Origin of the sequence: Rhizobium sp. R634 (genome assembly GCF_002211305.1) — a bacterium.
Taxonomy (GTDB): domain Bacteria; phylum Pseudomonadota; class Alphaproteobacteria; order Rhizobiales; family Rhizobiaceae; genus Rhizobium.
In genome coordinates this window covers 177,634-189,512 of sequence record NZ_LOKW01000029.1, presented here as the reverse complement: position 1 = coordinate 189,512, position 11,879 = coordinate 177,634, and the positions used below count along the sequence as shown (strand labels likewise).

13 protein-coding genes are annotated in these 11,879 nt (G+C 62.3%); 8 read left to right on the top strand and 5 right to left on the bottom strand.

Features of this window, described 5'->3' with window-relative positions; translation table 11 throughout:
* Positions 1 to 29: 29 nt before the first annotated feature.
* The 5 genes from mctP to ATY77_RS31785 all read right to left on the bottom strand — a co-directional run bounded on the left by mctP (position 30) and on the right by ATY77_RS31785 (position 4,544).
* Entirely contained in the window at positions 30 to 1,505 is a 1,476-nt protein-coding gene (gene mctP, locus ATY77_RS31805; RefSeq protein ID WP_088690384.1) for a sodium:solute symporter family monocarboxylate transporter, read from the bottom strand.
* Complete coding sequence (locus tag ATY77_RS31800; RefSeq protein WP_007539443.1) at positions 1,495 to 1,692, bottom strand: DUF3311 domain-containing protein; 198 nt, start codon at positions 1,690 to 1,692, stop codon at positions 1,495 to 1,497. Before ATY77_RS31800 ends, mctP begins: the two co-directional genes overlap by 11 nt.
* A gap of 247 nt (positions 1,693 to 1,939) precedes the next feature.
* Positions 1,940 to 2,611, bottom strand: coding sequence for a response regulator transcription factor (locus ATY77_RS31795; RefSeq protein WP_088690383.1), 672 nt, complete (start codon positions 2,609 to 2,611; stop codon positions 1,940 to 1,942).
* A complete protein-coding gene (locus ATY77_RS31790) occupies positions 2,608 to 3,993 on the bottom strand; it encodes a cache domain-containing protein (protein WP_088690382.1) in 1,386 nt (461 codons plus the stop codon). Before ATY77_RS31790 ends, ATY77_RS31795 begins: the two co-directional genes overlap by 4 nt.
* An 86-nt stretch (positions 3,994 to 4,079) precedes the next feature.
* Entirely contained in the window at positions 4,080 to 4,544 is a 465-nt protein-coding gene (locus ATY77_RS31785) for an Lrp/AsnC family transcriptional regulator (protein ID WP_088690381.1), read from the bottom strand.
* Positions 4,545 to 4,705: 161 nt separating this feature from the next.
* Between ATY77_RS31785 and ATY77_RS31780 the strand changes: the two genes are divergently transcribed.
* From ATY77_RS31780 to ATY77_RS31745, 8 genes are all read left to right on the top strand, one after another.
* Complete coding sequence (locus tag ATY77_RS31780) at positions 4,706 to 5,485, top strand: ATP-binding cassette domain-containing protein (protein ID WP_088690380.1); 780 nt, start codon at positions 4,706 to 4,708, stop codon at positions 5,483 to 5,485.
* Between the two features lie 41 nt (positions 5,486 to 5,526).
* A complete protein-coding gene (locus ATY77_RS31775; RefSeq protein ID WP_088690379.1) occupies positions 5,527 to 6,300 on the top strand; it encodes a transporter substrate-binding domain-containing protein in 774 nt (257 codons plus the stop codon).
* Positions 6,301 to 6,312: 12 nt separating this feature from the next.
* Positions 6,313 to 7,038 carry an ABC transporter permease subunit gene (locus ATY77_RS31770; protein WP_088690378.1) on the top strand — a complete coding sequence of 242 codons (726 nt, stop codon included), beginning with the start codon at positions 6,313 to 6,315 and terminating at the stop codon, positions 7,036 to 7,038.
* A 13-nt stretch (positions 7,039 to 7,051) separates the two neighbouring features.
* Positions 7,052 to 7,741, top strand: a complete 690-nt coding sequence (locus ATY77_RS31765) for an ABC transporter permease (protein WP_088690377.1) — start codon at positions 7,052 to 7,054, stop codon at positions 7,739 to 7,741.
* Positions 7,742 to 7,816: 75 nt separating this feature from the next.
* Complete coding sequence (locus ATY77_RS31760) at positions 7,817 to 8,725, top strand: homocysteine S-methyltransferase family protein (protein ID WP_088690376.1); 909 nt, start codon at positions 7,817 to 7,819, stop codon at positions 8,723 to 8,725.
* A gap of 112 nt (positions 8,726 to 8,837) precedes the next feature.
* Positions 8,838 to 9,956 (top strand): ABC transporter substrate-binding protein, encoded by a 1,119-nt coding sequence (locus ATY77_RS31755; RefSeq protein ID WP_088690375.1) that lies wholly within the window; start codon positions 8,838 to 8,840, stop codon positions 9,954 to 9,956.
* Between the two features lie 69 nt (positions 9,957 to 10,025).
* Positions 10,026 to 11,078: an iron ABC transporter permease gene (locus ATY77_RS31750; RefSeq protein WP_088690374.1), complete on the top strand. Its 1,053-nt coding sequence runs from the start codon at positions 10,026 to 10,028 to the stop codon at positions 11,076 to 11,078.
* Positions 11,075 to 11,863 (top strand): ABC transporter ATP-binding protein, encoded by a 789-nt coding sequence (locus ATY77_RS31745; protein ID WP_088690373.1) that lies wholly within the window; start codon positions 11,075 to 11,077, stop codon positions 11,861 to 11,863. Before ATY77_RS31750 ends, ATY77_RS31745 begins: the two co-directional genes overlap by 4 nt.
* Positions 11,864 to 11,879 lie beyond the last annotated feature (16 nt).

Below are 11,879 nucleotides of genomic sequence, written 5' to 3'. Positions count from 1 at the left end.
CAGCGTTTGCTGCCCTTCGCATTTTCATCCTACGCCCGAGCCGGAGCCCTGGCGGGAAGCAGGGCGTTGACGACGACCGCGACGGCGATGTTTGCCGCCAGAGCCAGCAGGCCGGTATAGACGGTGAAAGGCTCGCCGCCGAGGCTGATCATATGCAGCGGCTTCCAGCCGGCATCCCAGACGAGGTAGGTGCCGCCGCAGAAGCCGACGAACCAGCCGGCAAGCAGCCCGGGTGCGCGGAACCAGTTGGTGTAGAGACCGAAGACCAGGGCCGGAAGCGTCTGCAGGATCCAGATGCCGCCGAGCAGCTGCAGGTCGAGGGCGAACTGCGTCGGCAGGAAGATGATGACGAGCAGCGCGCCGACCTTCACCACCAGCGACGTCACCTTCGCGACCTTCGCCTCGCCCGCATCGCTGACCTTCGGATCGACATAGGCCTTCCAGAAGTTGCGGGTGAAGAGATTGGCCGCACCGATGCTCATCACCGCCGCCGGCACCAGCGCGCCGATCGCGATCGCAGCGAAGGCGAAGCCCGAGAACCAGCCCGAAAACAGCGTCTTGAACAGCGTGGGAACGACGTCATTGGCGCTGTCGAGCTTCAGGTTGGCGGCATGGCCCATGTAGCCGAGCAGAGCCAGAAGGCCGAGCAGCAGCGTATAGGCGGGCAGCATGATCGCATTCTTGCGGATCGTCTTGCCGCTGTTGGAGGCGAAGATGCCCGTCAGCGTATGCGGATACATGAAGGCGGCGAGCGCCGAACCGAGCGCAAGCGTGGCATAGGCGACATACTGGTTGCCGCCGAGCAGCAGGTTGCCGGAGCCCTTGGCCTGGAAGGCCGCATCGGCCGAGGCGAAGACATTGGCATAGCCGCCGAGCTTCGAGGGGATGAGTGCAACGGCTGCGATCACCACGATATAGATCATGATGTCCTTGACGAAGGCGATCAGAGCCGGGGCGCGCAGGCCCGCCGAATAGGTGTAGAGCGCCAGCACGATGAAGGCGATCGCAAGCGGCAGTTCGCCGTGCAGCCCGAGCGCCTTCAGCACCGCCGTCATGCCGACGAGCTGGAGGGCGATGTAAGGCATGGTGGCGATGACGCCCGTCGCCGCGACGGCGAGTTCGAGTCCGCGCGATCCGTATTGGCCATGAACGACGTCGGCGGCCGTGACATAGCCGAAATCCTTGGCGCGTTTCCACAGGATCGGCATGACCATGAAGACGAAGGGATAGACGACGATCGTATAGGGCAGCGCGAAGAAGCCATAGGCGCCGACCGTATAGACCAGCGCCGGTACGGCGATGACGGTGTAGGCGGTATAGAAATCGCCGCCGACGAGGAACCAGGTGATCCAGGTGCCGAAGTTGCGGCCGCCAAGGCCCCATTCATCGATATGGGCGAGCGTCTCGGGTTTGCGCCAGCGGCTGGCGACGAAGCCCATGACGGTGACGAGGGCGAAGAAGAAGATGAAGACGGCAAGCGCCGTGCCGTTGATGTCAGTCGTCATGGCGAACGCTCCGGTAGGCAATCCAGGTCAGCGTCGCCGTGATCGGCACCCAGAGAAGCTGATACCAGTAGAAGAAGGGAAAGCCGAAAAGCGACGGCTCCCGGAGATTGTAGAATGGCGGCCAGAGCAGGCCGATGTAGGGAATGATCAGCAGCCACAGCGCTGCCTTGCTACGTGGTTTTTCCATGTCGGAGTACCTTTCAGGCGCCGCAATTGCGGTCGCCATGTTCCAGTTGTCGGCGTGGAAGGCAGGTCTGTCAGCCGGCGGCGGCAGCAGGCCCCGTTCGGGTCGCTCGAGCTTTTCCGGCCAATCGGAAGCTGATGTAACGCATGTGAATTCCTCCCAACGGCTTGACACTTGGCAAGCCGCGAATGGAGTCCTAGGGCGTCGGTTTTATCCCCACAAGATGGGCGCACAGCCGAAATACCGGGGCCTACCCAGAAGTGGGTAGGTGGGGATTTGCTTCGATTTTCGAGACGATGCCATGGTCGAGCGCATAGCGGATGAGGCCTGCCGTGGTGGCGATGCCGAGCTTTTTCTTCAGGTTCTTGCGGTGGGTTTCCGCCGTGGCGGCGCTTATCCCGAGCACTTCGGCGATCTCGCGGTTGCTCCTACCGGCAACGATCTGCCCGAGGATATCGCGTTCGCGCGGCGTCAGCGGATCGCTCCCCTCCTCCGCGCGGTCGCCCATCAGAGCGTCGAAGACGCCGGAGGAGAAATAGGTGCCTCCGTTCGCGACGGTTTCGATGGCGCAGACGATCTCATCCGTCGAGACGTCCTTGAGGACGTAGCCGGCGGCGCCATGCATAACCGAGGAGGAAATATACTCGCGGCTGTCATGCATCGAGAGCATAACGACGCGGGTCTGCGGAAGCTCGTTCCGGAACAATTCGATCGCATCGATGCCGCTGAGCTTCGGCATGTTGATGTCCATCAGCACCACCTGCGGCCGGATCTGCCGTGCGATGTCGAGACCGGTTTGCGCAAGCCCGGCGGTGCCTGCAACCTCGATATGATCGAAGGTTTCGAGCACGGCCTTCAGTCCGTCCAAGACCAGCGGATGGTTGTCGATCAGCAGGACGCTGATTTTGGCGCGTTCGTTCATGCGGCTTCCGCCTGCTTGCCGGACGGCAGATTGGCCGATCTCGGCATCATCGCCGTCAGCGTCGTGCCGGCCTCGCTGCTGTCGATGAGCAGCAGGCCCCGGAAGTGCGCCATCCGCTCCTGCATGTTGCGCAGGCCGAGACCCGAGCTGCCGGATCCGCCGTCATTGGCGCCGTCGAAGCCGGTGCCGTTGTCGGAGATGGTCATGCGGGCGCGGCCGCCGTCGCTCCAGAGCTTGACCGAGAGCTTCGAGGCGCCAGCGTGCCGCTCGACATTGTTGAAGGCCTCCTGGGCGACGCGATAAAGGGCAGTGCTGGCTTCCGCCTTCATCATGCCCGTAAAGCCCGAGGCGTCGATCTTCGTCTCGATCCCGGTCCGTTCGGCAAAGTGATGGCAGAGCGCCTCCAGTGCAGCCGTCAGGCCGAGATCGTCGAGCACGCGGGGTCGAAGATCGTGCGAGAGCAGCCTTATTTCCTTGATGGCGCCGTTCAGCGCCTCGACGCCGCGCTCGATGGTCTGCGCCGCTTCGTCGGCATTGGTCCTGACCTTGCGGCCGGCGAGGTCCATCGCATAACGCACGCCGAGAAGGGTTTGGGAGATGCCGTCATGCAGCTCGCGCGCCAGCCGCGTGCGCTCCTCTTCCTGGGTGTCGATCACGCGCTGCGTCAGCTCCTTGAGCCGGCTGTCGGCCATGCGGCGTTCATGGAAAGTCAGCAGCATGCAGGTCGTGAAAACGACGAGCACGGCGGGCACGGCGATCAGCGCGACGATGACGAAGGTTCGTCTGATGTTGGCCCGCATCACCGCATTGGCGGCCGCACTCTGGGCGAAAACGTCGTCCAGATAGACGCCGGTTCCCACCACCCAGTGCCATTTGTCGAGGCTGACGACGAAGGAGAGCTTGTCGGCGATCTGTCCGGTGGAAGGTTTCTGCCATTTGTACTGGTGCAGGCCGCCGCCCGCCTTTGCCGTGGCGATCAGCTCGGCAATCACCTTGTCGCCATCGGGATCCGTGAGGTCGAGCCAATTTTGCCCATGCCGGAAGCTTTGGCGCGGATGGACGATATTGTTGCCGTCATAATCATAGACGAAAAAATAGCCGTCTTTGCCATAGTCGAGCGAGGTGAGAATGTCGGCCACCTGCCGCTTGGCGGCTTCGTCGTCGGGACCGGCCTTGTCATAGATCGTCTGGATGGCCGACAGCGCCAGATTGGTCAGGTTGAGGATCTCGGCTTCCCTCGTCTTCAGCATGTTCTGCTCGAACGTATCGATGCTGTTCTTGGCGAGATTTGCCGATTGCCAGGTGATGAAGGTGGTGATCGCGAGGATCGAGATGACGAGCGGGACGATCGCCAATGCGATGATCTGGTGTCGTAACGTCAACGATCTTCCTCCCGAGAATTTGCGCCCGGAATTATGCGCTTTGCCGAAGGCGAGTCCAGCGGCTTGTCGGTGCCGGCCGGCCGGCGCTATTCCAGCGGCACTAACAGGCCGAGCTTGACGTCGCGCAGCACGACATTCGTATGCATGCGGCGGATCTGCGGATTTTCGGCCATGATCAAAGCGGCGATGTCGTCATAGTGTTCGACGTCGCGGGCGGTGACGATCGCGATCAGGTCGACAGCGCCTGTGACGTAATAGACCTGCTGGATATGATCCTGCTTCTCCGCCCAGACGCGAAACTTCGCCAGCGCGTCGTAATTGTCCCGCTCGATCTCCATGCCGACGATAAACACCATCGACGTTCCCGTCGCCTTGCGGTCGACCACGGCGACCTCGGCCTTGATGATCCCCTCCTCGCGCAGCCGCTTCAACCGCCGCTGAACGGCCGAGACCGACAGGCCGATGCGCTCGGCAATCGCTTCGGCCTTCAGCTGGCAGTCGCGCTGAACAATATCGAGAATGTCGCGGTCAAAACGATCCAGTTGTTCCATTGTCCTGTCCACTTCAAGCTCTCCGTGCGGCCGCATTCTGCCGTGTTCGCCGCGTGAGAAAGATTATTTTGCATAGAAAATGCAAAAGAGATGGAAATTGCGCGAAAAAACCGCGCAATTAATCATTATCCTTCGCAGCTCAAGTTCAGCCGGAACCACGCATGTCGGATCACCCCTTTCCTGCTCTTCGCGTCGAAGATCTCCATAAAAGCTTCGGCTCGCAACAGGTTCTCAAGGGTATCTCGACCGAGGCTCACAAGTCCGACGTCATCTCCATTATCGGCTCGTCGGGTTCTGGCAAGAGCACCTTCCTCAGATGCATCAATTTTCTGGAAACGCCCGATCACGGCCGCATTGCCGTGAACGGCGAGGAGATCGCGCTGAAACCAGGCCGCGGCGGGCGGCTGCAGCCGCAGAGCTGGCGGCAGATCGAACGGCTGCGGACCGGACTTGGGATGGTCTTTCAGAGCTTCAATCTCTGGGCCCATCGCACCGTGCTGGAAAACGTCATCGAGGCGCCGGTGCATGTCATGGGCATTCCTCGCCGGGAGGCGATCGAAAAGGCCGAAGCCCTGCTCCACAAGGTCGGGCTCTTCGACAAGCGCGATGCCTATCCCGCCTTCCTCTCCGGCGGCCAGCAGCAGCGCGCGGCGATCGCACGGGCGCTCTGCATCGATCCCGCCGTCATGCTGTTCGACGAGCCGACATCGGCGCTCGATCCGGAACTGGTCGGCGAGGTGCTCAAAGTGATCCGCGATCTCGCAGAGGAAGGCCGGACCATGCTGATCGTCACCCACGAAATGCGCTTCGCCCGCGATGTCTCCAGCCGCGTCCTCTTCCTGCATCAGGGCCGGATCGAGGAGGAAGGCCCGCCCGAGCAAGTCTTCGGGGCGCCTGTCAGCGCCCGCTGCCGGGAGTTCACCGGTCTCAGCGCCCACTGATGCATATCATCGACAACACACGAACCAGGAGAATCCCGCGAATGAAACTGCTTCCCATGCTTTTTGCCGGCGCCGCCCTTGCGCTTTCCGCCGTCACGGCTCAGGCCGAAGTCCGCTTCGGCGTCATGAACGAATCCTATCCGCCCTTCTTCGCCAAGGATGCCTCGGGCGAGTGGCACGGATGGGAAATCGACCTGATGAACGCCGTCTGCGCAGAAATGAAGGAGAAGTGCTCGATCGTCGACATTTCCTGGGATGGTCTCATCCCGGCTCTCCAGAGCAAGAAGTTCGACGTGATCTGGTCGTCGATGTCGAACACGGCGGAACGCTCGAAGGTGATCGATTTCACCGACAAATATTACAACACGCCGAGCACCCTGATCGGTCCCAAGGACCAGAAGCCGGGCGCCACCGCCGAAGACGTGAAGGGCAAGACGATCGGCATCCAGGTGTCGACGATCCAGTCGGAATATTACAAGAAATACTTCGCCGAGGCTGCCGACGAAAAGACCTACCAGACGCTCGACGAGGCGTTCCAGGATCTGGCCTCCGGCCGCATCGATTACGTCTTCGGCGATTCTCTGGCGCTCGACGCTTTCCTCAAAAGCGACGGCGGCAAAGATTGCTGCGCCAAGATGGGCGATGTCGCCGACGACAAGGAGATTCTCGGAGCCGGCGTTTCCGGCGGCCTGCGCAAGGAGGATACGGAGCTGAAAGCCAAGCTGAATGCGGCGATCGCTGCAGTTCGCGCCAACGGCCAGTATGACGCCATCACCAAGAAATACTTCGACTTCGACATCTACGGCGCGAAGTAAGCAATCCCGGCGATGGCGACCGCGCAGCAAGGCATTCTCGACCTGCTAGCCCCCTATCCTCCGGGATGGGGCGGCGTTCTTTTGGCAGGTGCGGTCTCCACGGTCGCCATCTCGGCCTGCGCCTTCGCGGTCGGAATTTTGCTCGGCACCGGCGGCGCGCTCGGGAAGCTTTCGGGCAATCGCGTGCTCCGCCTGCTGCTCGATCTCTATACCACTGTGATCCGTGCTGTTCCTGAGCTGATCCTGATCGTGGGGCTCTATTATGCCGGCACCGATGGCCTCAACCGGCTCTTGGCTGCGATGGAGCTGCCGCCGGTCGAAGTGAACGGCTTTGTTGCGGCCGTCGCCGTGCTGGGCTTCGTGCAGGGCGCCTATATGACGGAAGTGCTTCGCGGCGCGATCCTCGCCATTCCCTCGGGCCAGATCGAGGCTGCCAAGGCTTTCGGCATGGGACCGGTACTGCGATTCCGCCGCATCCTCCTGCCGGCGCTGTTGCCGAACGCGCTGCCGGGGCTTGCCAATCTGTGGATGTCGGTCACCAAGGACAGCGCGCTGGTCGCGGTCGTCGGCTATCAGGAACTGGCGCTCGCCACCCGCCTCGCCGGCGCAAGCACCAAACATTATTTCGTCTTTTTCCTCGCTTCGGCCCTTCTCTATCTCGCCATCACGCTCGCTTCCAATGTCGTCTTCAAGCTGATCGAAGCACGGGTGCGGCGCGGCCAGCCGCGTCTTGCCTGAAGAAAGTGCGCCCATGAGCTTCACCTGGATCTCTTCCTACTGGCCGCTGCTTCTGACGGGCGCCTGGCAGACCGTTGCGCTGCTGGTCATTTCGGTGACGTTCGGCTTCGTCATCGCCATCGGCCTCGCCTTCGCGCAGGTCAGCGGCGGGAGGCTGACCCGGCTTCTCGCTCGCGGCTATTGCACCTTCTTCCGCGGCACGCCGCTGCTGATCCAGTTGTGGCTTCTCTATTACGGCGTCGGCTCGCTGCTGCCCATGGTTCCCGGCATCCGCCAGAGCCTGTTCTGGCCGATCCTGCGCGAGGGCTTCTTCTTCGCCGCCGTCAGCTTCACGCTGAATTACGCGGCCTATGAAGCGGAGGTGCTGCGCGGTGCGCTGCTCGCCGTTCCCAAGGGTGAGCTCGAAGCCGGGCGGGCCTTTGGCCTGTCGCCTTGGAAGCTGACCCGCCGCATCTGGCTGCCGCGTGCCATCCGCATCGCCCTGCCGACCATTGCCGGAGAGATCGTCATGCAGCTGAAGGCGACGCCGCTCGCCTTCACGGTGACGGTGATGGACCTCTATGCCGTGGCGAACAAGGTTCGCCAGGACACGCTGCTCGTCTACGAACCCCTGCTCGTCGTCACTTTCTTCTATCTCGCCCTGACCGCGGTGATCGCCCGCGTCTTTCGAGGTCTCGAAGCGCAGGTGCCGGTTCGCCGCTAGGCGGGAAGAAACTCCCACTTTGTTTTTAAAGCCCGCCGCCGGTGACGGCGCGACAGCATGAATGGAGATTACCTCATGAGCACAACGCGAATTCTCGATGGCGGCATGAGCCGCGAGTTGCTGCGGCTGGGCGCCGAATTGAAGCAGCCGGAATGGTCGGCGCTGGCGCTGATGAATTCGCCTGACATCGTGCGCGAGGTCCACAAGGAATTCATCGCCGCCGGCTCCGAGGTCATCACGACGAACAGCTATGCGCTCGTGCCCTTCCACATCGGCGAAGACCGCTTCCAGCAGGAGGGCGCTGCGCTGATCCGTCTCGCCGGCCGCCTGGCGCGCGAGGCGGCCGATGCCGTCACGGACCGCAAGGTGCTGGTCGCCGGCTCGCTGCCGCCGATCTTCGGCTCCTACGAGCCGCAGAATTTTCAGCCTGACCGGGTGCAGGATTATCTCGAGGTCCTGGTCGATAACCTTGCGCCCTTCGTAGATATATGGCTCGGCGAGACCTTGAGCCTGATCGCCGAGGGTGAAGCCGTGCGCAATGCGGTGGCGGCATCCGGCAAGCCGTTCTGGATCTCGTTCACCTTGGCGGATGACGAGGCCGACATAAAAAGCGCCGAGCTGAGGCTTCGCTCCGGCGAAAGTGTCGAGGACGCGGCGTCCTGGGCGGTTTCGTCAGGTGCGGAAGCCTTCCTGTTCAATTGCAGCAAGCCCGAGGTCATGCGGGGCGCCGTGGAGACGGCAGCGCGCGTGTTCCGCAAAGCGGACGCTCAGATCGAAATCGGCGTCTATGCCAATGCCTTCGAGGGGGAACAAGGTGAATCGGCGGCTAATGAAGGTCTGCACGAAACCCGCGACGATCTGAACGGCGATGTCTATTCTCGCTTTGCCTGCTCCTGGGCCGAATCCGGTGCGACGATCATCGGCGGCTGCTGCGGCATCGGCGCCGCCCATATCCATCGCCTCAGGAATACGCTTTCAGGCTGAAACGCTGAAGAAATCGATGTTTTCACGATGAAAGGGACAGGTAATAAATAACTTGATTTATTTAATCACCTTTTTATAACCCGGCGCTGTATTTAACGCATGGAAGGTCGTCATGAATTCTAGATCCGTGGCCAGCTGGCTGGCTGCCTCGCTTATTTCTGTTTCCGCTATTTTCTTCGCCCCGTCCGCCATGGCAGAGCAAAAGACGATCACCGATGTGATCGGCCGCCAGGTGAAGGTCGATCTTCCGGCCAAGCGCGTGGTGCTCGGCTTCTATTTCGAAGACTACATGGCCGTCGGCGGCGAGAAGGCCTATGATTCCGTCGTCGGCATTTCCCGCGAGGCATGGGAAGGCTGGGTTCCCGCGAACTGGAAGATGCACCTTGCCCACCGCCCCTCGCTCGGCGACATCGCCGATGTTGGCGAAGTGGAAGCGCAGACCTTTTCCATCGAGAAGGTGCTGAGCCTCAATCCCGATCTGGTCATCCTCGCCGACTGGCAGTACCAGGCGCTCGGCCAGGACGCCCATCGGCTCGAAGAACAGGGAATTCCTGTCGTCGTCGTCGACTACAACGCCCAGACCGTCGAGCGCCATGTCGCCTCGACCGTGCTGTTCGGGGAACTGACCGGCGAGGACGCCCGCGGCAAGGAGATCGCCGATTTCTACGCCGGCGCGCTGAAGGACATTGCCGATCGCGTCGCCGCATCGGGCAAGCCGAAGCCGAAGGTCTATGTCGAATTCGGCAACAAGGGACCGGCCGAATATTCCTTCACCTACGGCAAGAACATGTGGGGCGCCATGTCCACGGCCGCCGGCGGCGACAATATCGCAGCGCCCTTCGTCGAATGGTGGGGTCCGATCAATCCGGAGCAGGTCCTGGCATCCAAGCCCGATGCCATCTTCATTTCCGGCCGCGAGAACAACAAGAGCGAGACCGCCCTGCCGATGGGCCAGGGTGTGAAGGCCGACGAGGCCCGCGAAAAGCTCAAGGCGTTCGAAACCCGCCAGGGCTGGAGCGAATTGCCGGCGGTCAAGGACGGCCATCTCTTCGGCGTCTATCAGGGCGCGTCCCGCACGCTCTCGGATTTCGCCATGGTGCAGTATATCGCCAAGCAGCTCTATCCCGAGCAGTTCAAGGACGTTGATCCCGTCGCCGACTACCTCGGCTACTACAAGAAGTATCTGCCGGTGGTTCCGGAAGGCACCTTCGCCATCGCCGTCAAAGGCTGATTTCGATCCGTCTATCTTCTGCGGGCGCCATAGCCATGGCGCTCGTTTCCCGTCGAGACAGGGTTTCCCATGACAGTAACCGCCAGCAATGCCGAAGCGATCGGCGCGCACAGGCTGCGTGAGCGCAGGCGCTGGCGCAACCTTCTGATTTTCGTGCTCCTGATGGCGGTATGCCTCGTTCTCGATATTGCGACGGGTCCGTCGCTGCTGTCGCCGGCCGAAGTGGTGCGCTCGCTGACAGGGCTCGGCGAGCGGGCGGCCATGACTGACGCCATCGTTCGCGGCCTGCGCCTGCCGATGGCGCTGATGGCGCTTGCGGTCGGCGCAGCACTTGGGGCCGGAGGCGCGCAGATGCAGACGCTTCTGAACAACCCGATGGCGAGCCCCTATACGCTCGGCATGGCGGCGGCTGCAGGGTTCGGGGCAGCCCTCGTCCTGGCGCTCGGCGGCTTCGGGCTCGATGCGATGATCGCCGTGCCGCTCGGCGCTTTCGTCTTCTCCATGCTGGCGGCGCTCTTTCTCTTCACGCTCGCTTCGATGCGCCGCATGACGGCCGAAACCATCATTCTCGGCGGCATCGCCCTTCTGTTCCTCTTCCAGTCACTTCTGTCGCTCATCCAGTTCCTCTCCTCGCCGGAGCTGTCGCAGCAGATATTGTTCTGGCTGTTCGGCAGCCTGACGAAAGCGACCTGGCCGACGCTTGGTTTGACCGCAGCGGTGACATTCATCTGTTGCGCCTTGCTGATGGCGGACTCCTGGAAACTGGCGGCCTTGCGCATGGGCGAAATGCGGGCCGCGAGCCTCGGCGTCAACGTCCGGCTGCTTCGCATGAAGGTCCTCGTCATCGTTGCGGTCATGACCGCTACGGCGACCAGCTTCGTCGGCGTGATCGGCTTCATCGGCCTTGTGGCGCCGCACATCGCCCGCATGACGGTCGGCGAGGACCAGCGCTTCTTCCTGCCGATGTCTGTCGTCAGCGGTGCGCTGATGCTGTCGGCTGCCTCGGTCGTCTCGAAGTCGATCATACCGGGCGCACTGTTTCCCGTCGGCATCGTCACCGCCATCGTCGGTGTGCCGTTCCTGCTGTGGCTGATCTTTTCGCCGAAGAAAGCCGGCGCATGATCCGCCTTGAAAACATCGCCATCGAGCGCGGCGGGCAGAGGATCGTTTCCGGTATCGACACCTGCCTGGAGGCCGGCAAGATCCACGCCGTCATCGGTCCCAACGGCACGGGCAAGACCACGCTTCTGCGGGCCCTCTTCGGCGACCTGCCGCTCGCCGAAGGCAGGGTCGCGCTCGGCGGGGACAGTCTTTCCGCCGGACGCACAGGCGCGCGGGCACTGAAATCGTGGCGCGAGAGCTTCGCCTATATGCCGCAGGACACCGCCACGGATATTGCGCTCACCGTTCTCGAAGTCGTGGTTCTCGGCCGGCTTGGCCGCCTCTCGCTGCATATCGACGATGAGACGCTCGATATGGCCATGACGCGGCTTTCACAGACCGGCATCGCCCATCTCGCCGGCCGCGACATCGCTTCGCTGAGCGGCGGGCAAAGGCAGATGGCGCTGTTTGCCCAGGTGCTGATGCGCGAGCCGAAAGTCATGCTGCTGGACGAGCCGGTCAGCGCGCTTGATTTGAAGCATCAGCTTGCGCTGCTCGATCTGGTGCGCCGGGAAACGCGCGCCAATGGCTGGGTCACGATGGTGGTGCTGCATGATCTCAATCTGGCCTGCCAATATGCCGACAATCTGCTGGTGATCGCAAACGGCACGATGAAAGCGAGCGGCCATCCGCAATCGATCGTCACGCCGGGCCTCATCGCGCAGACTTACGGTGTGGATGTCGAGGTGCTGCGCGACCGGCGCGGCCAACCCGTCATTCAGCCGCTGGTCGCCGAGAGTTTGTAGGTCTCCGCCGCTAAGG

What these genes read in the sequence shown, in the direction of transcription:
- mctP (WP_088690384.1), bottom strand. Translation starts at nt 1,505, where the DNA reads ATGACGACTGACATCAACGGCACGGCGCTTGCCGTCTTCATCTTCTTC.
- ATY77_RS31800 (WP_007539443.1), bottom strand. Translation starts at nt 1,692, where the DNA reads ATGGAAAAACCACGTAGCAAGGCAGCGCTGTGGCTGCTGATCATTCCC.
- ATY77_RS31795 (WP_088690383.1), bottom strand. Translation starts at nt 2,611, where the DNA reads ATGAACGAACGCGCCAAAATCAGCGTCCTGCTGATCGACAACCATCCG.
- ATY77_RS31785 (WP_088690381.1), bottom strand. Translation starts at nt 4,544, where the DNA reads ATGGAACAACTGGATCGTTTTGACCGCGACATTCTCGATATTGTTCAG.
- ATY77_RS31780 (WP_088690380.1), top strand. Translation starts at nt 4,706, where the DNA reads ATGTCGGATCACCCCTTTCCTGCTCTTCGCGTCGAAGATCTCCATAAA.
- ATY77_RS31775 (WP_088690379.1), top strand. Translation starts at nt 5,527, where the DNA reads ATGAAACTGCTTCCCATGCTTTTTGCCGGCGCCGCCCTTGCGCTTTCC.
- ATY77_RS31770 (WP_088690378.1), top strand. Translation starts at nt 6,313, where the DNA reads ATGGCGACCGCGCAGCAAGGCATTCTCGACCTGCTAGCCCCCTATCCT.
- ATY77_RS31765 (WP_088690377.1), top strand. Translation starts at nt 7,052, where the DNA reads ATGAGCTTCACCTGGATCTCTTCCTACTGGCCGCTGCTTCTGACGGGC.
- ATY77_RS31760 (WP_088690376.1), top strand. Translation starts at nt 7,817, where the DNA reads ATGAGCACAACGCGAATTCTCGATGGCGGCATGAGCCGCGAGTTGCTG.
- ATY77_RS31755 (WP_088690375.1), top strand. Translation starts at nt 8,838, where the DNA reads ATGAATTCTAGATCCGTGGCCAGCTGGCTGGCTGCCTCGCTTATTTCT.
- ATY77_RS31750 (WP_088690374.1), top strand. Translation starts at nt 10,026, where the DNA reads ATGACAGTAACCGCCAGCAATGCCGAAGCGATCGGCGCGCACAGGCTG.
- ATY77_RS31745 (WP_088690373.1), top strand. Translation starts at nt 11,075, where the DNA reads ATGATCCGCCTTGAAAACATCGCCATCGAGCGCGGCGGGCAGAGGATC.